16 protein-coding genes are annotated in these 24,063 nt (G+C 31.8%); 6 read left to right on the forward strand and 10 right to left on the reverse strand.

All coding sequences use genetic code 11. The features are described 5' to 3' along the window. Positions 1-101: 101 nt before the first annotated feature. The 6 genes from C8N27_RS03805 to C8N27_RS03830 form a co-directional block, all read right to left on the reverse strand. Entirely contained in the window at positions 102-824 is a 723-nt protein-coding gene (locus C8N27_RS03805) for an energy transducer TonB (RefSeq protein ID WP_121146344.1), read from the reverse strand. 63 nt (positions 825-887) lie between these two features. Further along, on the reverse strand, positions 888-1,265 hold the full coding sequence (locus tag C8N27_RS16135) for a VanZ family protein (protein WP_262607241.1): 378 nt from the start codon (positions 1,263-1,265) through the stop codon (positions 888-890). Beyond that, entirely contained in the window at positions 1,231-1,611 is a 381-nt protein-coding gene (gcvH, locus tag C8N27_RS03815; protein WP_047787900.1) for a glycine cleavage system protein GcvH, read from the reverse strand. Before gcvH ends, C8N27_RS16135 begins: the two co-directional genes overlap by 35 nt. A gap of 26 nt (positions 1,612-1,637) precedes the next feature. Next, the gene (gene sov, locus C8N27_RS03820) at positions 1,638-8,738 is read right to left on the reverse strand and encodes a T9SS outer membrane translocon Sov/SprA (RefSeq protein ID WP_121146345.1); all 7,101 of its coding nucleotides are present in this window, start codon (positions 8,736-8,738) and stop codon (positions 1,638-1,640) included. 21 nt (positions 8,739-8,759) lie between these two features. Beyond that, positions 8,760-9,341: a Holliday junction branch migration protein RuvA gene (gene ruvA, locus C8N27_RS03825; protein WP_099214777.1), complete on the reverse strand. Its 582-nt coding sequence runs from the start codon at positions 9,339-9,341 to the stop codon at positions 8,760-8,762. A gap of 63 nt (positions 9,342-9,404) precedes the next feature. Then, complete coding sequence (locus C8N27_RS03830; RefSeq protein WP_121146346.1) at positions 9,405-11,699, reverse strand: NADP-dependent malic enzyme; 2,295 nt, start codon at positions 11,697-11,699, stop codon at positions 9,405-9,407. Between the two features lie 135 nt (positions 11,700-11,834). On the opposite strand from C8N27_RS03830, the gene C8N27_RS03835 reads away from it, so the two are divergent. Both C8N27_RS03835 and C8N27_RS03840 read left to right on the forward strand, forming a co-directional pair. Then, positions 11,835-12,452, forward strand: coding sequence for a PAS domain-containing protein (locus C8N27_RS03835; RefSeq protein WP_099214779.1), 618 nt, complete (start codon positions 11,835-11,837; stop codon positions 12,450-12,452). Between the two features lie 323 nt (positions 12,453-12,775). Then, positions 12,776-13,414 carry a PAS domain-containing protein gene (locus tag C8N27_RS03840; RefSeq protein ID WP_121146347.1) on the forward strand — a complete coding sequence of 213 codons (639 nt, stop codon included), beginning with the start codon at positions 12,776-12,778 and terminating at the stop codon, positions 13,412-13,414. A gap of 40 nt (positions 13,415-13,454) precedes the next feature. On the opposite strand, the gene queG is transcribed toward C8N27_RS03840, so the two are convergent. Beyond that, positions 13,455-14,381: a tRNA epoxyqueuosine(34) reductase QueG gene (gene queG, locus C8N27_RS03845; protein WP_121146348.1), complete on the reverse strand. Its 927-nt coding sequence runs from the start codon at positions 14,379-14,381 to the stop codon at positions 13,455-13,457. Positions 14,382-14,500: 119 nt separating this feature from the next. Between queG and C8N27_RS03850 the strand changes: the two genes are divergently transcribed. From C8N27_RS03850 to moaD, 3 genes are all read left to right on the forward strand, one after another. Further along, positions 14,501-17,101 (forward strand): AsmA family protein, encoded by a 2,601-nt coding sequence (locus tag C8N27_RS03850; RefSeq protein ID WP_121146349.1) that lies wholly within the window; start codon positions 14,501-14,503, stop codon positions 17,099-17,101. Positions 17,102-17,230: 129 nt separating this feature from the next. Next, complete coding sequence (locus C8N27_RS03855) at positions 17,231-19,696, forward strand: DUF5686 family protein (protein WP_121146350.1); 2,466 nt, start codon at positions 17,231-17,233, stop codon at positions 19,694-19,696. A gap of 9 nt (positions 19,697-19,705) precedes the next feature. Then, positions 19,706-19,948, forward strand: coding sequence for a molybdopterin converting factor subunit 1 (gene moaD / locus C8N27_RS03860; protein WP_121146351.1), 243 nt, complete (start codon positions 19,706-19,708; stop codon positions 19,946-19,948). A 20-nt stretch (positions 19,949-19,968) separates the two neighbouring features. Here moaD and C8N27_RS03865 read toward each other — a convergent pair whose 3' ends face one another. From C8N27_RS03865 to recO, 3 genes are read right to left on the reverse strand one after another with little or no spacing between them, the layout of a single operon-like run. Further along, positions 19,969-20,250, reverse strand: a complete 282-nt coding sequence (locus C8N27_RS03865; RefSeq protein ID WP_121146352.1) for a DUF3817 domain-containing protein — start codon at positions 20,248-20,250, stop codon at positions 19,969-19,971. Between the two features lie 11 nt (positions 20,251-20,261). Beyond that, complete coding sequence (locus C8N27_RS03870) at positions 20,262-22,727, reverse strand: TonB-dependent receptor (RefSeq protein ID WP_121146353.1); 2,466 nt, start codon at positions 22,725-22,727, stop codon at positions 20,262-20,264. Position 22,728: 1 nt separating this feature from the next. After that, positions 22,729-23,451, reverse strand: coding sequence for a DNA repair protein RecO (gene recO / locus C8N27_RS03875; protein WP_121146354.1), 723 nt, complete (start codon positions 23,449-23,451; stop codon positions 22,729-22,731). A gap of 92 nt (positions 23,452-23,543) precedes the next feature. Here recO and C8N27_RS03880 point away from each other — a divergent pair, with 92 nt between their 5' ends. After that, entirely contained in the window at positions 23,544-24,014 is a 471-nt protein-coding gene (locus C8N27_RS03880; RefSeq protein ID WP_099214788.1) for a CYTH domain-containing protein, read from the forward strand. The last annotated feature ends 49 nt before the right edge of the window (positions 24,015-24,063 follow it).

A 24,063-nucleotide genomic window follows, 5' to 3' on the forward strand; every position in this document is an offset into this window, starting at 1 on the left:
ACTATATTTTTATGTTAATACTTTGTTAAAAACAAGAAACGTGCCAATAAAAAAGGCAATCCATTTTGGATTGCCTTTTTTATCTTTTATTTAAGCTATTACTACTCTACATTAAATGTAATTGGTAAAGTATAACCTACTCTTACTGGTCTACCTCTTTGTCTACCAGGTTTCATTTTAGGTATCTTTCTAGCAACTCTTTCTGCTTCCTTCTTTAATCTTGGATGCGGTGCTCTAGCTACTACATTTGTAATAGATCCATCTTTGTCAATTTTAAACTGAACATAGATTCTTTTCTTCCCTGGAGATAAACCTAACTCATTAGCAAGTTCTGCATTAAAGTTACGTTGAATATGCTTTTGTAACTTTTTATTTAAACATTCTTTCTTTTGAGCCTTAGTTCCGCTACACCCTGGAAATACAGGAACTTCTTCAATAATAGCGAATGGTACATCTTCTACTACCTCTTCTACCTCTTCTACTTCTTGAATATCTTCTACCTCTACAGCTTCAGATTCATCAGTTTCAGTAGATTCAATTACTGTTTCTTCTATTTCTTCCTCGTCTTCTACTACTTCAATTTTTTCAGGAGCTGGTGGTGGAGGCGTATTTGGTTTAGGCTTTGGTGGCTCAATTTGAAGTTCAATAGTTTCCTCTTCAATATCAGAAGCCATGTTAGCCATACCTAACTCTCCATATTCTTTATCATATGTCTTATTTTCAATAGCAACATACGTTACAAATAAAGCTAAAACCAAACCTATTTGCATAAATAGTTTACTATAGTTTTCTAAGTTTGATTTTGGATTTTTCTTGATTTCCATCCTAAATGTTTTTAATAGTTCGCTAATTTAATTAATTTATTTCAACTTTTACAAGCTTAATCTTTAAATAGCTTTATTTTTCTTAAAAAAAGAGTTGTAAACTATGAAAGCTATTAAAATACCCGTCGTATTTGCCATTATATCTAAAATCTCTCCTGATCTATATGACGTGGTTGTAACTTGTAGAACCTCAATAATTATGCCGTAAAAAAAACAACAAAAAACGATAATATATTTATTAATTTTTGTTGTTTTTAAAGCTAGCAACCATACTAAACTTAACACGAAATAAGCAAAAGCATGTTCTAACTTATCTATATGATTAACTTGTATAGGAGCTTTTTCTAGTTTTATTAAACTAATAATAGCAATACTTAAAGTTATTAGTATTGCTATTATGATTAGTTTATCCTTTAATAAGTTCTTGGTATGCTTCAGCACTCAATAAATCTGCTACTTGTGAATCGTCAGATAATTTTACCTTTATCATCCACCCATTTCCATAAGGATCTGAATTTACTAATTCTGGTTCATCTTCTAACGCTTCGTTAAACTCTACTACTTCTCCTGATAAAGGCATGAAAAGGTCTGAAACTGTTTTTACTGCTTCTACAGAACCGAAAACTTCTTCGGCATCTAATTCCTCATCTAATGTATCTACGTCAACGTATACGATATCTCCTAACTCTCCTTGTGCAAAATCAGTAATACCAATAGTTGCTACACCATTTTCTACTTTAACCCACTCGTGGTCTTTGGTGTACTTTAATTCTGATGGAATGTTCATTGTAATGATTTTTTATTGTGTTTGTTTTAATTTCCTAAGTTGTATACTAAATTAATTCCTGCATTAATAGATTGTCTTGGAAAAGTTGTAGAAACTGCGTATTCAAACGTTTGGTGATTATAATAAAAAGATGCTGTTAAATTGCTACTTAAATTATAGTCGGCAATAAATTTTAATCCAAATAATTTCTCGCCTCCTGTAATCTGACTATTCTCTTCATCTACACTTCTTATCAACGTTAAGTTATCTCTTAACGAAATATCAGCTCTTAAATTTATATCTCCTTTTAGAGTTTCTTTCTTCCCTGTAAATCTGGTGACAAATTTAACATCTCTTATCTTATATCCAAATCCTAAAACATATTCTGTTCCTTTAATGTCTGTTAAAGTATTGTTGTTAAAATTTAATGTTAAAGATCTGTCTCTTCTTATCTCTCCTTTGAATGAAACTGAATTTTTCATTCTAAAATCAACTTTTATTAATGGTGAAAACTCATCAATTAAAGTTGCCGACGAAATTAAGAGTTCTGATTGATAATTACCAGAAGTATTTGTATTTGTTGGTATATTTGAATCGTACTGTAAATTATTGGTGTAATTACCTATTGTATACGAAGATTTATAGCCATGTGATAAGGTGAAAGAAGTAAAGTTTTTCTTAAACCACTTATACTTCATAAAACCATTATAGCGTAATGTCCAGTTTGGAATTGGTATATTTTTAAAGATTCCTGTACTTACTGAATTTGGGCTATTTCCTGAGTATGCTGCAATAAATGCTGGTAACATTGCTTGTTGTCCATTTTCCTTAAACCCAGGGTTATTATTGTTTCGATCAGGATCGTTTGCTGCTATTCCTCTTTCGGTAGCTATTCTATCTGAAATAGTACTTCTATAGTCTAAGAAATTTTGATATAACCTTTCATTGTCAGTAAAAATAGTTCCTAACATAAAATGACTAATACTATAATTACCAGTTTCAAAAGGTTTAATATTCGGGTCTTGTTCAAAACCTCCGTTACCATTTGAAATTACGTCTAACTGTTGCGTTAAATTACTAGTTTGAATTCTGTTTCCACGTAAATCAATAGTTAAATCTCTAAATGGTTTTACAGACACGTTATAATCTAGCTTTTTATACCTTGTTTTAGAATAGTTCTTACTGTAATACTCATCTCCTGAATTTCTAGTAATTAACCATCCATTCTCTATAGCCGTATTTAAAATATCTGTTTGACTACCAAACACAAATCCTAATGTTGGAGCTAATCCTCCATCAAAACCATTTCTTCCTAAGAACCCAACTGAAGGTTTGTACCCTTGTAATAATGTTCCGTTGTTTTGAGAATAACTAATTTTTGCTCTTTTTACAGAAGTTAACACATCATATACTCCCTTTCCTAATTTCTGTCCAAAAGTAGCTTTCTTTTTAAGTTTTGCTTTTTGTGCTACTTGATTTCCCCCTAATGTAGCTGTTCCTTTTTGAGTAGGTTGTTTTTTAGTTCCCTTTAATAGTAGTTTATCTACACCAACAATTTTATAAAAACGACCGAAATCTATATTTGTATTTAAGTTATGTGTGTTGGCATTTTGAATCATGTTTCCAACTTGCTCAATATAACTTTGCGATCCTGCTTTCCAATCAAAATCAGCTGTATAACCATAATCTGCATTGATAAAATTCAAGAACGGGAATTTATCTAATGGTAGTTTATAAGTTGCATTTAACTTCTGGTGATAATTATCGGGTCTTCCTATACTGAAAAATTGATCGTAAACTTCTAATTGTTCATCTTCACCAAAACTATCATATATGTAGTTGTTCGCTGCATTGAAGTTTAATTGTAGCGACTTAGTTAAATCAAAACCAATTGTATAATCCCAATTAAATAAAAATCTTCGTTGAATTAACTCTGGCTGTGCAGGTAAAGGATTAACAGGGTCAATAATTAGATTTCTAGATTGTTGACTATTATAGTTTCTGTTAATTCTTGAGTTTAATGCTATTGTTTTTGGTACTGGATTAAAGTTTAGATCTCTTATAAATTGTAAGTATCTATTTTTAAATCCTTCTGATTTTTTAAATGGTTCTATATTAAAAGGAACAAAAGTGAAATTATAACTAGCTCCTGCCATTACATTTTTGTTTACATAGCTTTCAATATTGTAATCTTTATGAAACTCTTCACTATGTGCATACGAAGCAGAGAAATTCTCTACATCATAAAATTTAGGTTTCTTCTTACTCTCTGGATTTCTATTCTTTTTTACATTGATAAAACTAATGCTTTTTCTTCTTGTATAATCTTGAGCATTTTTACTATTTGGGTTTTTATCAATTGCATCTTCTAATTCTACGTCTTGGAATTGTGGATCGTATTTTGGATCTCTAAATTCTTCTCCATAGCTGTAATTCATCGGCACTTGCATGTTCCATTTTTTAGGCATCATTTTACCTAACTGAATATTTGTAGCTACGCTATATTGTTTTATTTCTTCAATGCTTCTTTGTTGTACACGGTCTTCTACATTACCAAAACCTATGGTTGACATTCTTCCTGCTAAAGACACATCCATCACATCCGCCATATTAGCATCTGCATTTACCACAGCTGCCCATCCTCCTTTATTATCAAAACCAACAGCACGTAATTCATTAAACCAAACTTCTACAGTTTTCTCATCGGCAACAGTATTTTTCACCCCTAACATTACAGTTCTTACTTGTGCTAATGTTGGATTACCTCTTACAGAAATTTTTAATCCGTTAGAACTTGTTGATGAATACACATCAGTAAGGTTACTACCTGTAGGTCTTTCAATTTTTAAGTTAGCTAATTCTTCTAACGGAATATCTAAATTATTTTCTTTAGGCCAAACATCTAGAGATGATGCATTCGATGTAGATATTTTTAATGGTTTTTCTACTTGGTAGTAGTTATCGTTTAAATCTGTACCTAAACGTATAATAGCAACCATTTCATCATCATTAGCTCCTGTTGCACTGTTTTGGTTTTCAGCATGTAAAAACATACGTAGTTTTTTATACCTACGCATATCAATACTAATATTTTTATAAATCGTCCTAACTTCGTCTGCTTCTAAGTCAGTTACCTTTAAAGTTACAGATTGCTCATTTTGACGTTGAATTCTATTTGTTCCTTGTAAACGTTCTCTTTGAATTCCTGGTGGTAACTTATAACGATCTTGATTTTGCTCAATACTTACTACACCTACCTCAAACTTGTTTAATTCATCTGCATCTAAATCCTCAGAAGGAATACTTGTGTCTGGTAATGTTTTTGTGTAACGTCTCCAGTCTCCTCTTACCAATTCTAATTCTCCAAAACGTAATACTACTGGCATTTTGAATTGTGTTAAAAACATTCGTATAAAACGGATACTATTAAAATCGGTAATTCCATTAATTTTCTGAGCATCAGTAACATTTCTAACTGGTATTCTAAATTGATACCATTTAGTGCTTCTTGTTGCTCCGTTTAGAAGTGTTACATTTTGTGTTTTAACATCAATAATATGATTTTGTCCTAATACTAAATCTGTTTTATTTAAAGAAACCTCATACTCAAAATAACTATTTACAGGATTCATTGTTTGATCCTTATTAATATCTTCTGTATCTGGGTAAGTGGTAGATGATGTCGGGTAAGATTCTCCTGATTGACTTGCTGTAGGTGAGTTACCTTCAGTTCCGTTAAAGTTTTTATATCTAGATAAAACTGATGGGTTAGTACTTTCAATAGCTCCACCTCTAAAGAACTGGAAGTTATCTCCAGCAGGATCATCTAATCCTGCAAATGCAGGATACTTTACTCTTTCCTCCTCATCGTTTAATCCATCTAAACCAATATCTTGGTTGGTTCTTGCATCATTACTAGAGTCAAAAGCATACAAAATAGAAGGGTTTATAGGTGTATCTCCCCAAATAGATGTTTGAATGTTACCTCCGTCTGCCTTTTGTCCATCAGCAGGAAGTCCATTTTCATACTGCTTTCTACCATCTTTTAAGATATCTTCAGAAACATTACCTAAGTTTATAAATAACTTTCCTACTTGGTTTGTTGGATCATTTGGATTAATTCCAGCTGGTAGGCCTTCTTCAGTTGTTATTGAGTAATTTTCATACGGGTCCATTAACCAAAACTGGATATACTCAACATTTGCTTGTTCAAAATTGTTTGTAGTTAACGATCGCATAATACCTCCCCAACGCTCCTCAGCGGTAACGGTATTTGCATTCTCATTATAGTTATAAGGACCTCTTTCTGCTGGATAATAAGCTAAATCTAAAGTTCTAACTAAATTTTGTTGTGTAATATCTAAGTCTGTATTCGGAAATAATTCATTATAGCGAATTTGACGTACCTCGTCTCTAGATAGTTCATTTTCATCAATATTATCTGGCCTATTTCCACTACCATAAAATAGTTGATCAATATTATACCAAGCTAATTTTCCTCTTTTGTAATTGTATTCTAAACCAAATGTTCCTCCATCAAACCCTTGTGATTCTGGTGTACTTGCCAAAAACCATTGTTGTGGTGAGCTTAAATTAATAGGTATTTGTGAAGCTTCAAAATCATCTAAATACGAAGTTGCAGTACCATCTACATTAATTCCACTAGGAGATCCTGGTAATAAATAAGCCATATCCGCTCTAACCGAAACATTAGACGGAGCTTCAGTTTCAACAAAAGGTAGTTTATTTGCTAGCTTTGTTAAATATGGTACTTCCGAAGAGTAATCTAAGTTCAAACCTAACATGATATTATCTATAGGTTCTCCTCCTAAATTAACTTTTGGCGTAATTGGTTTTTCACTAACATTTAAAAAAGTTCCACCTAAAATAAAATCTTCAGAAAAACGGTGTTCAACATCTATTCCTATAAATGTTTTTCGCTGCTGGTTAAAAAATGTATTATTTTCTACAGATGCATTGATTGGAATTCCTGAAGCTTCTAAACCTGGATCTAAAATTTGTACACGACCTAACTGATAATCTACCACATAATCTATTCCTTCAACCAGTTGTCTTCCTCCTGCAGTAACTCTCACCGAACCTCTAGGTACATTAAAAGCTCCAAGAGAAATTCCTCTACTAGTTTCTGACTTAAAATATCCTTTTAAAAAGAATTTATCTAAATTCTGATACTCGTTTTTTGCTTGGATTTTTGTGGTTAAGTATAATTCTTCAAACACATACTTATCTTGATCTGTTGGATTGGTAAGTTCATCCTTTAAATCATTACCAAATGGTTCTGGTTCGGGAAATAGAACATATCCTCTTTCAGAATTTACTGTAATTCCTTCAACGTAATCAAAGAAACCATCTCCATTAGGAACAGCGTATTCACTTTGATCTAATTTATCTAAGTTTAAAATACGTAATAATGGTTTATCTGTTATCCCGGGTGTTTGTGCTTTTTGCAGAGTATTTTGTAACGTTCCTGTTTCATCATCACGATACAATAACTCAAAACGAAATCCATCGCGCTGTAACGGAAAAGCTCCTAAAGCATATACGTTTTTCATCATTAAACGCCATGTTGGAAATGGCTCCCCAAGACTGGTAGATGTAGATGTATTTGGGCGAACAGTGTTTAAAATTTCACTTCGTAATAACTTAACTGCAATGTTTGCTGGTGCTACAACTCCATCGTTTGAAAACTCTCCTACTTTAAATACTGTTTCTCCATTAGAAGCTCCAACCACAGTATACTCAAAAGCTACCGCTAAAACCTCTCCATCGTTTAATCTTCTATTTAATGAAATAAAACCTAATTGTGAGTGTAGTTTAAATTCGTTAGGTTGTAATCTACGAGCATTTTGCAAATATGTATAGTTAAACCCTTGTTGTGCTGGTACTCCAATACCATTAATAGCGGCATCAATTGTTGCAACATCTCTAATTCCTCCTGAGTTTGCTGCTAGTAATGAACTTAGGTTATTCACTCCATTATATGGTATAATTTCTGAGTTAACTGATATTGCTCCTGGTGTTGTTGTTATTTCAGCTGGATTTACCTCATTTGCATCTTCTGACTCTCCTAAATCGGCAAGAGCTACAATACTACGGTAATCACTTACGTTTTGGTTTCTATTAGTTACCCAAACTTCAACTCTTGTAATATTTATAGGACTATTAATTAATGGATAGTTTTCTAAAGCTTTTTTATAATTTTTTCTAAAATACTGTGATAAGAAGAAGTGTCGGTCATTGTCATAATCTGAAGCTCGTAATTCAAAAGGCTCAATAGTTGCTCCGCCTTCTGCTACCACTGTTTTTGATTGTGAATTTTGTTGCGAAAAAGCAGCAGTTATGTATGTTTTACCAAATTGCAATTCTGTTTTTACCCCAAATAACGATTGTGCTCCATTAATAAGCGAGTTTTTAATTGGCATACTAATATTACCCGCCTCTATATTTCTAATAATATCATCTTCTGTTGGAGTATATTCTAGCTTTATGATATTTTGAAAATCGAAAGTTGATTGGGTATCATAATTTGCTGTTACCGTTAATCGTTTACCCACTTTAGCTTGTAAGCTTGCACTAATCTGTTGATCAAAATCAAATGTAAAACTGCTTTGATTCTCAACAGAAATTTGAGGGTTTTCATTATTTTGATATACTCCTCCAAGTTTAATATTAATCTGCCCTGTTGGATTTACCTCAACTGTATTTCCTCCAAAAACGGATTCAAAAAACTTAGAATTTACGTAGTATTTAGGTAATAAGTTTTTACGAGCTGCTTCATTCCCTTTCTTTTTAGGGTTAGTAGCATCTACTTTTTCTTTAAAGTAATCTTTTAAATCATTTTTTAAACGGTATTCATCATATTCTTTGGGAGTCATAAAAATAGGCGTTCCTACATAGTAGTCTCCTATTTTTTCTACGATCATAAACTTATTTAACGCCTTGTCATAAGTAACTACTTTTTGAGTAGGGTTATTTAAGTAAAGTGTTCCGTTTTGATTATATTTAAATTTGTATTTAAGGGGAATTACAGTGTCTTTTTTAACAGCATTAACGCTATCTTTTTGAGTATTTTGCGAAAACGAAACAACACTTACTAAAACAGTAAGTACCGTAAGTAATCTATTCATAACTGTTTTTTCCAACCTTTTTTATAAATTTTTTAACGCCTGTTTTATGAGCTTTTCAACACTTGCATCAGGTGTTTCTTTTAATATATTCCCTATTACCTTGTCAGCTTGCTTCCGTGCAAACCCAAGAACCTCTAAAGCAGATAACGCTTCTTCTTTATTTGTATTGTTCTGTACCACAGAAACTTCGTCAATATCAAAAGTTTTTAATACCTTATCTTTTAAATCAACAATAACTCTTTGTGCTGTTTTAGCTCCAATACCTTTAACTGTTTGAATCAGTTTTACATTTTCAGAAGCTATAGCTTGCGAAACCTCTTCTGAAGTCATAGAAGACAACATCGTTCGTGCAGTACTTGGTCCTACACCTGAAACGGAGGTTAATAATCTAAAAACTTCTCGTTCAATTTTTGTTGAAAACCCATATAAAGTATGAGCATCTTCTCTAATAGATAAGTGTGTATACAACAACACATATTCATCGTTTGGTAATGATGAATATGTGTTTAAAGAAATATGCATTAAGTATCCTACTCCATTGCAATCTACAACAGCGTATGTAGGATTTTTTTCCACAAGTTTTCCCCTTATTTGTGTTATCATCCAGCTATTTTTTCTATTTGTCTAAAATAGACAAAATTCTCTTTTAAAAAAATTTCTCTTAATCTATTGAGAAACTTTGTTTTTAGCTTTCATCTCCTTGTTTTGAGCATCTACTACAGCAACTGCTGCCATATTTACCATTTCATCAACACTTGCCCCCAATTGCAAGATGTGTACTGGCTTACTCATTCCTAGTAAAATTGGCCCTATAGTTTCTACTTCATCAACAGCTTTCATTAACTTATAAGTTATGTTTGCTGACTCTAAATTAGGGAAAATTAACACATTTGCTCTTTTACCATTTAATTTAGAGAATGGAAATTCTTTTGCTAATAATTCAGGATTTAAAGCAAAATCTGCTTGTAGCTCACCATCTACCACAACATTTGGGTAATGACGATGAATGTAAGAAACTGCTTCTCTAATCTTTGTTGAACTTTCTGATTTTGATGACCCAAAGTTTGAAAAGCCTAACATTGCAACATTTGGTTTCATTCCAAACATCTTAGCTAACACTGATGTTAACTGTGTAATTTTTGCTAAATCTTTTGCCGTTGGATTGATGTTAATTGTGGTATCTGCTAAGAACATAGGTCCTTGCTTTGTTAACATCATATTTGTTGCAGCGACCCTTGTTACACCTTGATCTTTTTCAATCAACTCTAACATTGGTTTTACTACAGACGGATAAGGTCTTGAATATCCTGTAATCAACGCGTCTGCTTCTCCAGAATTAACCATCATTGCTGCAAAATAGTTACGTTCACGCATCCATTTTTGAGCTTCTAAAAAAGTTATTCCTTTACGTTGTCTCGTTTTCCAGAAAGCTTCTGCATAACGATTTCTTCTTTCTTCTTCCTCATCAGTTTTAGGATCAATAATCGGTACATCAGCATCAAATCCTAACTCCTTTTTCAACTCTAAAATAATTTCTCTTCTTCCTAATAAAATTGGTTTTCCAATTTTTTCTTCATACACTCTCTGTGCCGCCTTTAACACATCTAAATGATCTGCTTCAGCAAACACTAATCTCTTAGGGTTCTTTTTAGCTCTATTGTGTAGTAATCGTACTTCTTTGCTTCCTGTTCCTGAACGATCCATTAACTCTTCACGGTACTTATCCCAATCTTCAATAGGTTCTTGAGCTACACCTGAATCCATCGCAGCTTTTGCAATTGCTGGTGGAATTTCATAAATTAATCTTGGATCAAATGGCTTAGGGATAATATATTCTTTTCCAAAAGAAAGGCTTACCTCATCATATACAATATTTACCTGTTCTGGTACTGATTGCTTTGCTAAATCTGCTAATGCATGTACCGCTGCCATTTTCATGTCTTCGTTAATCTTTCTTGCTCGTACATCTAATGCTCCACGGAAAATAAAAGGAAAACCTAATACATTATTCACCTGATTAGGATGATCTGACCTTCCAGTTGCCATGATAATATCGTCTCTTGTAGCAATTGCTAAATCATATTCAATTTCTGGTTCAGGGTTTGCCATTGCAAAAACAATAGGGTTTTTCGCCATTGACAATAACATTTCAGGTGATACCACATTTCCTTTTGACAAACCAATAAACACATCTGCATTTAACATTGCTTCTTCTAATGTATTTACATCTTTGTCTGTAGCAAATTCCGCTTTTTGTGATGTTAGATTACCTCTATCTTTTCTGATAACACCTTTACTATCACACATAATTACATTTTCGCGACTCGCACCTAAGGCTAAATATAAACGTGTACATGATATTGCTGCGGCTCCCGCTCCGTTAACAACAATTTTTACCTCCTTAATGTCCTTTTCATTAATTTCTAATGCATTTTTTAAGGCTGCGGCAGAAATAATTGCTGTACCGTGCTGATCATCGTGCATTACAGGGATATCTAACTCCTCTTTTAATCGTCTTTCTATTTCAAAAGCTTCAGGAGCTTTAATATCTTCTAAGTTAATTCCTCCAAAAGTTGGAGCAATGGCCTTAACAGTTTCAACAAATTTATCTACATCTGTAGTATCTACTTCAATATCAAAAACATCAATATCTGCGAAAATTTTAAATAGCAGCCCTTTTCCTTCCATTACTGGTTTGGATGCTTCAGGACCAATATCTCCTAGTCCTAAAACCGCTGTTCCATTTGAAATAACAGCTACTAAGTTGCCTTTTGATGTGTATTTATAAACGTTATTTTTGTCTTTAGCTATTTCTAAACAAGGCTCTGCTACTCCTGGTGAATATGCTAACGATAAATCGTGTTGAGTTGCATATTTTTTGGTAGGTACTACTGCTATTTTTCCCGGCTTCGGCTTGGCATGATAAAGTAGTGCTTCATGCCTTTTTCTAGAATCTCTCATAGGTTCGTTCTTGTTTGTTTGAACTTACAAATATACATTTTGTTATGAAGTAAAAAGAATTTGTAACCTGATAAAAGTCATATTTCGTCTTTAAAAATTTCCTGAATTTTGCCATAACCTTAAACCAAATAAAAAATGGAAACTACACAAAGACACATTATTGACGAAGAAGTACAATGGGACAAAACAAAAACTATTGTGAGTAAAACCGATATTTACGGAACTATTTTATATGCTAACGATGTTTTTTCTAACACCTGTGAATATAGCACTATTGAATTAGTTGGTGAACCTCATAATATTATTCGTCATCCAGACATGCCTAAGGTAGCTTTTAAAGTACTATGGGATGCTCTTAAAAAAGGCGAAAACTTTCACGCTATTGTTAAAAACCTAACAAGAACGGGTAGATATTACTGGGTTATTACCGATTTTACTATTGATAAAGATGAAGATGGTAAAACTGTTGGATATACGGCCAGAAGAAAAGCTGTTCCAGATGGAGTTGTAAAAAAGATTGAGCCTATATACAAAACACTTTTAGATATTGAAAAACTAAAAGGTGAGAAAGCAAGTGAAATGTATTTTGATGCTTACTTAAAAGAAGAGGTTGGTAAAACTTACAATGAGTTTGTGGTTGATCTTTTTAACGAAGAACTTTCTAAAGAAGAAGCTGAAAAAGTTAAAAACGAAACAAACCCTTTAAAGAAAGGATTAAATTGGTTCTTTTTCGGAGAAACAAACCCAACATAAAATTTATTATTCCCCTAAACAATCCTCTTAAAAAACTTTTAGGTAGGGCTGAAACAAATGTTTCAGCCCTATTTTATTTTAAAATAAAATTCTTAAAAAAATCCTCTCATTTAAAAATAACACTATCCTATTATTTTTAAGCAAAAAACTAACACAATACAATTACCTAAAAACCAGTATTTTAGATTAAATAAAAATTACTTCTTTTTAACATTTTTTAACCCAACTAAAAACCAAATCAAAATACGCTCCTGCATCAAAAACCTTATATTTGCTGATTATTTTTAAGTAAACCACCCCGAATAACTATTAAAACAAAAAAAATGCACACAAACAACGCTCTTAGACCTTCCAAAATTATAGATGAGGAAGTAAAATGGGACAAGTCTAAAACAATTATTAGTAAAACTGACCCTGTTGGAACTATTTTATACATGAACGATACTTTTGAAGAAGCTTCGGAGTATAATAAAATAGAGCTTATTGGAGAACCTCACAATGTTATTAGACACCCAGACATGCCTAAGGTAGTCTTTAAAGTATTATGGGACAACCTAAAGCAAGGAAACAACTTTCATGCTATTGTTAAAAACTTAACAAGAACAGGTAGATACTACTGGGTTATCACTGATTTTGATGTAGAAAAAGATGATAATGGAAAAATCACTGGATATACTGGTAGAAGAAAATCTTTACCTGAAAGTGTTGTAAAAAAAATAGAGCCTTTATATAAAACTCTATTAGAAATTGAAAAAGTTAAAGGTGAGAAGGCAAGTGAATTATATTTCAATTCTTTCTTACAAGAAGAGGTTAATGCATCATATGACGATTTTGTTGTAAAGCTTTTTGAAGAAGATGCTGCTAACTTAAAAGAGGCAGATAAAAAGGCTCCAGCAAAAGAAAGTGGAATGATTAAAAAAGGACTTAATTGGTTCTTCTTCGGAGAAACAAACCCTAAATAATTTTCAAAAAACATAAATAAAACCGCTTTTAAAAGCGGTTTTATTGTTTTATAAAATCAATATTTCTTAATAATCCTGAAAACTTAGTACGTTTAACTGCCGATTTTTTAAACACTTTACTAAAGGTTTCTTGTGTTAACTCTTGCCAGTCACGTTTATTCATTTGTAACAAGTTTTCTTGAGGTGCAAATAAACTTTCTTCATGTGGCTGTGAAAAACGATTCCACGGACAAACATCTTGACACACATCACAACCAAACATCCAATCTTGCATTTCTCCTTTAAATTCTGACGGAATTGCATCCTTTAACTCAATTGTTAAGTACGAAATACATTTACTACCATCAACCGTATTGTTAGGTAAAATAGCTTGTGTTGGACACGCGTCAATACAACGAGTACAGCTACCACAATGATCTGTCTTAAAAGGTTCATCGTATTCGAGTTCTAAATCGATAATTAATTCAGCCAAAAAGAAAAACGAGCCTTGTTGTTTTTGAATTAATAACGAATGTTTTCCATTCCAACCCAAACCTGACTTTTGCGCCCATGCTCGTTCCAAAACAGGTGCTGAGTCTACAAAACAACGACCAGATACTTCTCCTATTTCATCATTTATTAACTGTAACAATTCACGCAATTTACCTTTAATAATATGATGATAATCTTGACCGTAAGCATATTTTGAAATCTTATAACTTCCTTCTTCCTGAACTTCCGAAGGAAAATAGTTATACGACAAAGAAATTACCGATTTTGCTCCATCAACCAATAAACGTGGATCTAAACGTTTATCAAAATGGTTTTCCATATAGTGCATTTCACCATGGTACCCATTTTGTAACCATTTTTCTAAACGAGGGGCTTCTTCTTCTAAAAAGTCAGCTTTTGCAATACCACAACCCAAAAAACCCAAACGTTTTGCTTGTGTTTTTATAAAATTTGAGTATTGCTGTTTCTTATTCAAAATATGTGTTTTTAACAGCGCAAAATTACCAAAAGAAAAATTATAATTTTATTCACTTTCTATTTACAAATAAATGTTGAAATTTGTTCGTTAGTATTACATGACAAACTTTATTCATAATGAAAAAGATATATAAAATATTATTAGGTATTGTAGTTTTTTTCTTCATCCTTTTGGTTAGTATTCCCCTACTATTTCAAGATAAAGTGATGAACTTGGTAAAAACTACCATTAACAACAACGTAAATGCGAAAGTTGATTTTAGTGATTCTAGCTTAAGCTTACTTAGAAATTTCCCAAATGCATCAGTTCAATTATCTAACCTTACGGTAATTAATAACGCTCCTTTTGAAGGTGATACTTTAGTATATGCCAAAGAGGTAAATTTAGCATTAAAACTTACAGAGCTTTTTAAAGCTTCTTCTGAGCAGCTGAATATTAAATCATTTACTATTGATGATGCTTTGGTAAATGTATTAGTTGATAAAAAAGGAAATGCCAACTATGATATTGCTAAATCTTCTGAAACAGAAGACACAAAAGATGAAGAGCCATCTACTTTCGGGCTATCTATTAATTCATACGCTATTAACAATGCTACGATAAAGTACAATGATAAGCAGGGTAAACTAAACCTTGAGCTAACTGAGTTAAATCATAGTGGAAGTGGTGATTTTTCTCAATCAAATACAGAATTAGATACTCAAACATCTACTTTAGTTTCTTTTGGAATGGACGGTAACTCTTATGCCAAAAATCAAAAAATAGAGTTAGATGCTATTTTAGGAATGGACTTAACTAATATGAAGTTTTCTTTCTTAAAAAATGAAGCTAAATTAAATAACCTTCCATTGGTATTTGATGGTTTTGTTCAAATAAACGAAAAAAATCAGGAGGTTGATATCAACTTTAAAACACCTTCGTCTGACTTTAAAAACTTCTTAGGATTAATTCCTGAAGCCTACACTAAAAGTATTGCTGGAGTAAGTACTACTGGTAATTTTAGTGTAGACGGAAAAGTAAACGGAATTATCGACGATAAACACATTCCGAAGTTAGATATTTCTATGAAGTCAAATAACGCTTCATTTAAATATCCTGATTTACCTAAAAGTGTTCAAAACATTAATATTGACGCACAAATAAAAAACACTACTGGTAAAACCGAAAATACTTTTGTTACTATTAATGGACTTTCTTTTAAGATTGATCAGGATACTTTTTCTGGAAAAGGAAACATATACAACTTAACTACCAACCCAAAGGTAAATGCTAGCTTAAAAGGTGTTTTAAACCTTGCCAATATTAACAAAGCGTATCCTATTGATTTAGAAAATGAGTTAAGTGGAGTTTTAAAGGCTGATTTACGTACAGAATTCGACATGAAAGCTATTGAAAACAATACTTTAAGTCGTATTAAAAATAACGGAAAAATGGAGGTGAGTGACTTTGTTTTTTCTTCGAAAGATGTTGTAAATCCACTTCATATTAAAAACACAATTGTCAACTTTACACCTGGTACCGTTAGCTTAACTAAGTTTGATGCTACTACTGGAAAAAGTGATTTAAATGCTACTGGAACACTTAAAAACTTACTAGGATTTTTACTTTCCGATAAAAAGTTACGAGGGAACTTCAAGCTAAATTCTAACACTTTTTATGTTAGTGATTTTATGCAAGAAAACCCTGAAGCTGTTGAAAATAAAGAAAGTGACTCTACAAAAGACACACCATCAGAATCTTTAAAAATTCCTGCATTTTTAGACTGTACCGTTTCTGCTAATGCTAAAACAGTACATTATGATAACTTAACCCTACAAAATGTAAGAGGTACTCTTCTTTTAAAAGACGAAAAAGCTATATTACAAAATATGACTGCTGGTATTTTTAATGGTCAAATTGCTTTAAACGGAGAGGTTAACACACAACAAAAGAAACCTACTTTCGATATGAAATTAGGTATTAAATCTTTCGATATAGCACAATCATTTACCAATTTAGATTTACTACAGTCAATAAGTCCAATTGCTGGTGCTATGAATGGTAAATTAAATTCTGACATTGACTTAGCAGGGAGTTTAAATGATGATTTTACTCCTAACTTAGCTTCAGTTTCTGGTAAAGCACTAGCTGAATTATTAACAACTAGTATTAACCCACAAAAAACGAAAGCTTTAAGTTTATTAAATAATAAGTTATCTTTTATGGATTTATCAAAACTAGATTTATCTGATATTAAAACACACCTGTCTTTTAAAGAAGGTAAAGTGGTGGTAAAACCATTTGATTTAAAATATAATGACATTGGTATTACTGTTGGTGGAAGCCATGGATTTGATAAAACAATGAACTATAATGTTACGTTGAATGTTCCTGCTAAATATTTAGGTAATGAAGCACAAGGACTACTTTCAAAATTAAGTGCTAAAGAACAACAAAACATTACTGTTCCTGTTACCGCAAGTATTGCTGGAAACATGACTAATCCTTCTGTAAAAACAGATTTGTCATCATCAGTTACTAAGTTGAGTCAGCAATTAGTTCAGCAACAAAAAGACAAGCTGGTTAACAATGCTATAGGTGGATTATTAGGAAATAAGAAGAAAGATAGTACTAGCACAACCAACAAAAAGGAAGAAACCGTTAAAAAAGTAACGGATGTTTTAGGTGGTTTATTTGGAAAAAAGAAGAAAAAACAACAAAAAGACACTGTTAAATAGTCTTTTGTAACATTTTTTATTTTTCGTAGTCTTACATTATATTAAGAGAACTTTGTAAGTTATTTAACACTTCTTAAATACACTTTACAAAGTTCTTCTTTTATGTTTGTTACCAACAACTAACTGACTATGAAAATTATAACTACATTTTTATTTTTAATATGCTCTTCACTTACTTTTTCTCAAATTACAGGAAAGGTTACCAATACTAAAAACCAACCTATTTCTTTTGTAAGTGTATATTTAGAAAACACTATTACAGGTACCACAACCAATACAAATGGCGACTATGAGTTAGCCTTTAACTCAATAGGACAGCACACTGTAATATTTCAAATGTTAGGTTATAAAACCATTAAAAAAACGGTTGAAATCAACTCTTTTCCTTTTATACTAAATGTTGTTTTGGCTGAAGAAGAGGTCACCTTAGATGAAGTGGTTGTTTCTTCTGAAGAAAACCCTGCTAACAAAATTATTAGAAACGCTATTGCTAATAAAGCTAAAAACACAGATAAGTTTGCTGAGTATACTGCCGATTTTTACTCTCGTGGTTTGTTTAAGGTAAAAGATTTACCGAAGAAGTTTTTAGGACAGGACATTGGTGATATGGGCGGTGGATTGGACTCTACCCGAAGTGGTGTGGTATACCTTTCTGAAACGGTTTCAAAAATCGCTTTCCAAAAAAGACCTAAAAACTTTAAAGAACATATTATAGCTTCAAAAGTTAGCGGACAAGACAACGGTATTAGTTTTAATCAAGCAGAAGAAGTAAACTTTAACTTTTATGAAAATTCTTTTGATTTGGCTGATGTTAAAGTTATTTCTCCTATTGCAAATGGCGCTTTTGGTTATTACAACTATAAACTAACAGGTGTTTTTTATGATAAAAATGGAACACTAATTAACAAAATTCAACTTTTACCAAAACGTAAAAACGATCGGGTTTTTAGTGGATTCATCTATATAGTTGAAGATGATTGGGCTATTTATGGTGCGGATGTTATTGTTACTGGCGCACAAATAAGCTTGCCTATTGTAGATTCTCTACATATCAAACAAAACTATAATTTCTCTGCTAAAAACAAAGCTTGGGTGCCCGTTACACAAACCATAGATTTTAAAGCTGGGTTATTTGGGTTTCATTTTAACGGACGCTTTTCTGCTGCTTATTCTAACTATAATTTTAATCCTAGTTTTACTAAAAACTCTTTTGGTAACGAGGTTCTTTCATTTGCTGAAAATGCTACTGAAAAGGATTCAGTATATTGGAATGAAATTCGCCCTGTAACTTTAACTTCTGAAGAAATATCGGATTACAAATTAAAAGACAGCATAAAAACTATTCGAAAATCGAAGAAATATTTAGATTCGATTGATATAAAAAACAATAAGTTTAAACCGTTGGATATTCTTTCTGGTTACACTTATCAAGACTCTTATAACAAGTGGTCGATAAGCACTTCTTCTCCTATTGAAAATCTTAACTTTAATACGGTACAAGGATGGAACTCTTCTTTAGGTGTTAATTACCGAAAATCACTTAACAAAAAAGGAAAACGTTTTAGTATTGGGGCTTATATTAATTATGGTTTTTCAGAGAAAAAAGTGCGTCCTACAGCCAACTTTAACTATCGTTGGAACAATACTACACGACCTGTTTTAACAATTTCTGGAGGAATTGCCACACCACAATTTAACCCAAAACAGCCTATTTCTAAGTTTTGGAACACAATAAGTTCTATTGGATTTGAAAGAAACTATTTGAAAATTTATGAAAAGGCATTTGCCAAAGCATCCTTTTCTCAAGAAGTAACTAACGGAATACGTATGTTTTCTTCTTTGGAGTTTGCAGATAGAAAACCTTTATTTAATACAACTGATTATATAATATTTCCTCAAGATGATATAGATTACACTTCTAACAATCCGCAAAATCCTGCCGATTTTTCAACAGGTTTTATACCTCATCAAATGTGGACTTTTTCTTTAGGAGCAAATATTAATTTTGGACAAAAATATTTATCATACCCTGATGGAAAATACAACATCCCTAGTCGTAAGTACCCATCACTATACATTGGCTATCAAAAAAACTTCGGATCAGGAAATTCTGAGTGGAATTCTGATGTGTTTTTTTCTCAATTGTATCAACAAATAAATTTAGGCAACTGGGGTGAATTTGCATACAAAGCGAAAGGAGGTATGTTTTTAGAGAAAAAAGACATTCCTTTTATAGATTATGCTCATTTTAACGGAAATCGCTTGTTAATAGCTCCAAAAGACAACTATTTGGACAACTTTTACATGCTACCGTATTATAAGTTAAGTTCTAATGATAAATACGCTGAGCTCCATGGAGAATATAACTTTAAAGGAGCATTATTAAGCAAGGTTCCTTTGTTAAACAAACTCAACTTTCATCTAGTTACTGGAGCAAAAGGGTTATTTACTACGGGTAACAAACCTTATTCTGAATTTGCTATTGGTTTAGATAATGTTGGTATTGGAAAATGGCGTTTTTTACGTGTAGATTTTGCTCGCTCTTACTTTAACGGAAAACATGAAAACAGAGTTGTTTTCGGTATAAAATTGTAGATTTGTTATATGAAAATAAGCATTCTATTTTTCGGCATGGCAACAGATTTAGTTGATAGTTCTTCATTAGAAATTGAACTTCCTAGCAAAAGCACTGTTGCTAACTTTAAAGAATTTCTTTTAGCAGAATTCCCTGAGCTACAAAAAATGAGTTCGTATGCTGTAGCTATTAACGAAAGTTACGCTACAGACGATATACTCATAAAAGAAAATGATATAATCGCAATTATTCCTCCAGTTAGCGGAGGATAATTTATTGCCTTTTGAAAAAACTAAGCTTCAGCCTTTTTTAAGTATTTTCCAACGAAAAATGTTCCGAAAGGTAATATAGAAAGTAAACAAACAATTCCGAAAGCTTTACCGTTCCAGTTTAGCTCATACTTTAACATGATTGCTAACACTATGTATCCTACAAATAACAATCCGTGAGGCATACCCAACATTTTTACATACTCAGGATTTCCTTGTAAATATTTAATTGGAACCGCTATAAAAAGTAATAAAATATAGGATATTCCTTCTAATAAACTTACTAACTTAAAAAAATTAATCATTGAATTTTTACTTAAAAATTGGTTAGCAAAGATACTGAAATATTACGTCCTGCAGCTGAAACTCCAGAAGCAAATTCCTTATAATGTTCATCAAATAAGTTAGACAATTGTGCTTGTAAAGCTATGTTTTTTGTGAACTGGAATTTACCATATAATCCAACAGTCATCCAACTAGGACTTCCGTAGTATTTATCAATATCTTCGGTAGCATTCGCGTTAACAATTGGTGTTTGTTCATGATTATCAATACCTTCAGTTATATTATAATCTGAAATATCTTTTTTCGAATTAAAAACTAAATTAGCACCTCCTTCAAACTTGTTGTTTACATAACTTAAATCAAAACGACCAAATAACGGTGGAATAGACGACATTGGTTCGTTGGTATCATAAGTTTTACCATAGGTATAAGTAACAAACCCAGAAGTATTCCAGTTTCTATGTAGTTTACCTTGATAACTTACTGTAGCACCAGTAACATAGGCTGTTCCTTTATTTACATTAGCAACAATGGCTCCGTCTTCTCCATCATATTCGATAGTTGAGCTTCCATTCAGCTCAAAACTCTCTCTGTAAATGTAGTTATTCAACAAAGTATAATACACATTTGCCCCAACTCTAAATTTTCTATTATTAAAATATTTTTGAGCACCTATTTCAGCATTATATGCATGTTCTGGTTTTAAACTAGTATTTGGTATTGTTACTTTTCCGTTTTTCTCTCTTATCTTTCCTACATCATCAATATTTGGTGATCTAAAACCAGAAGATAATACTGTATTTAACTGCCATGTTTTATTAGGCTTGTATACATACCCTATAGTTGCTGTTAACGATTGATTATCTAACTGAATATCATTTTGAGGAATATCGATAAAAGTTTCGTCCAACCACTTTGCTTTCAATACTGTATTTGTTCCTCTAATTCCTGTGTTTAATGTTGATTTACTATTGATATCTTGACGGTAATCTACATAAAAAGCAGAGCTCAAATAACTACTTCCTCCATCAGGATAACGCGACTGTACTGTAAAATCTCCATCAAAACCAATTATGTTATTATCATTAACTCGTAACGTTTTTCCGTAAGAATTAGATTCCACATCATTGTAAGTAACTTCAATTCCATATCCTAAATTTCTATTTTCTGCTAATGGTATTGTAAAATCTCCATTCAAACTAAAAGCATCCACACTTTCTTTTCTGTAAGACCTATCTAGACTTCCAAACTTTCGTTGAATACGACTTTCTTTTATATTTTGATAAGCTAAAGTAATGGTTCCATTATCCATCCACTTTTTCTTTGGATTGATAATTAACTGCGGAGAAATCAACAAACGTTCTTGAGGTCCGTAATACCATTCAGCAAATTTTAAACTTCCATTTTTCAATTCATTTAACTTATCAAAACGAGGTATATCGGATGACGTTGAATATTGAATATTTAATTTAAAATCTGTATTTTTTGAAAAAGGCACATAAAATTTTTGCAATACATCTGTTTGACTGTAACCTGTGTTTCTTTGTAAGTTTTGGTCAGAGTTAGCAACTGGTCTATCACTATAAAAAGTATTCGTATTATTAGAATAAAAAGGAACTTTTCCCCAATCATCAAATCCATGAGAACGCTTTTCTCCCATCTTTAAGTCTCCAAAATTACTATGAGCTATACTTGTAAAAGATGCCCATTTTTTAAATCTTAATTCGGCAGAAACCACATTGGTTACTTCATTATTTGCTGAACTATATCGTAAAAATGTATTTCCTTTAATTTCACTTCCTTTTTCTGATAACTTAGGGGTTTTGGTATAATAGTGAATAACCCCACCTAATGCATCAGAACCATAAATTACTGACGACGGACCAAAAACAACTTCTGTTCTGTCTAATAAATTTGGAGCTACTGTTATTGAGTTTTGTAAGTGTCCTTTTCGATAAATTGCATTGTTCATACGAACACCATCAACTACCAAAAGAACTCGGTTACTTTCCATTCCTCGTAAAACAGGACTTCCTCCTCCAAACTGTGATTTCTGAACTTTTATTCCTGGAACACTCGCTAATAAATCTGCTGATGTTTGTGGTGATAATTTCTCTATTTCCTTTGAAGATACCACCGCTATTTGTTCTGCTATCCGGTTAGTTTTTTCTCTGTTTTTAAAAACCGAAACAACTACTTCATCTAACTGCTCTGAATTTTTAGATAAATAAACATGATAGTTATTTCTTTTTATTACTGATTTTTTTTCTTGATACTGTGCATATGATACATGGGTAAACGTAAGCAACTCATTTTTCTTAAAGTCAGAAATATCAATTTTTCCTAATTCATCACTTACCGCCGACGTTGATTTACTTTTATTAAAAACAGCAACAGCCTCTACAGGTTTACCTGTTTCAGCATCAATAACAGTAATGGTTTGAGAAAAAATTGTGGTAACAAATAGTAAAAAAAATACAGTAATTCTGTGTTTCATATTAATTAAATACGGTTTCTAAAACATCTAATGATTTAGGCTTTCTAAATCCCTCCAAATGTAATTCATAATACTGAACTATAATTCGGAGAATAATTTGTCTTTCTTTTTTTGAATAAGAAATTGAATTAATCGCATCAAAATTTATGCCTAACAAGCTTTTAAATAGCATTATTTCTTTTCCTGAAATCGTTAATTTTTCATATTCGGTATCAGTAAAACTTCCTTCTAATAAGTTAAATGCTGTTCTATCAATATTGTTAGTATCTGGATAGAAGCCTAAATATCTAGATAAATTTAATAAAAACAGTAAGTGAAAGTTTGCAACTTCATCGTGCGTATCTAACCAAATTAAAGATGTTTCAATATAACTGTATAAAGAACTATTTTCTTCCTCTTCTTGTAAAATGTATGATAACACTTCTGATAAAAACAGTACAATTGATTGTTTTACTATAGAAGTATAAATGGTTTCATACGGATTAATCACTTGCACTTCTTTAATAGAATGCAATGAGCTTTTATTGCTGTGATTTGCAGTAAGATTTAATTGTGTTAATGGTTGAAAGTGTGCAGGCTTTAACTTTCCTTTTTTTGATTTTAGCACTCCTTTTATCATGTACGATTTTACTCCTTCTTGTAAAGTAAAACATTTTACAACCAAACTAGTATCTCCATATTTAAGAGAGCTTAAAACAATGGCTTTTGTAGTAATTACTGCCATTTAACCAAGTTTAACTATTAAAATCATTAATCAAAGATATACCAATAATATCAACAAAAATAGTACATTCGTGCAAAATTGATTCCTTTAGCATGGCAACAGAGATAGAACGAAAATTCTTGGTAAAATCTACTGAATTTAAACAAGAAGCTTTTCAAAGAAACCATATAAAACAAGGTTTTTTAAATTCAGATAAAGAAAGAGTTGTACGAGTTCGTTTAAAAGACGATACTGGTTTTTTAACCATCAAAGGGCCATCAAATGCTAATGGAACTACTCGATTTGAATGGGAAAAAGAAATTGACAAAAAAGAAGCTGAAAGTCTTTTTGACTTATGTGAAAAAGGTAGTATTGAAAAGTATAGATATTTAGTAAAAATTGACAATCATACTTTTGAAGTAGATGAGTTTTTAGGAGACAATAGTGGATTGCTTATTGCTGAAGTTGAATTAGAGAACGAAAATGAAAGTTTTACAAAACCTGAATGGTTAGGTAAAGAGGTTACTGGAATTACCAAATACTACAACTCCAACTTAAGTAAGTTACCCTATAATAAATGGTAAAAAGCTGTTTGAAAAATTTTCCAAACAGCTTTTACTTTCTTAATAAAAC

The sequence above is a fragment of the Tenacibaculum discolor genome (genome assembly GCF_003664185.1).
GTDB lineage: Bacteria > Bacteroidota > Bacteroidia > Flavobacteriales > Flavobacteriaceae > Polaribacter > Polaribacter discolor.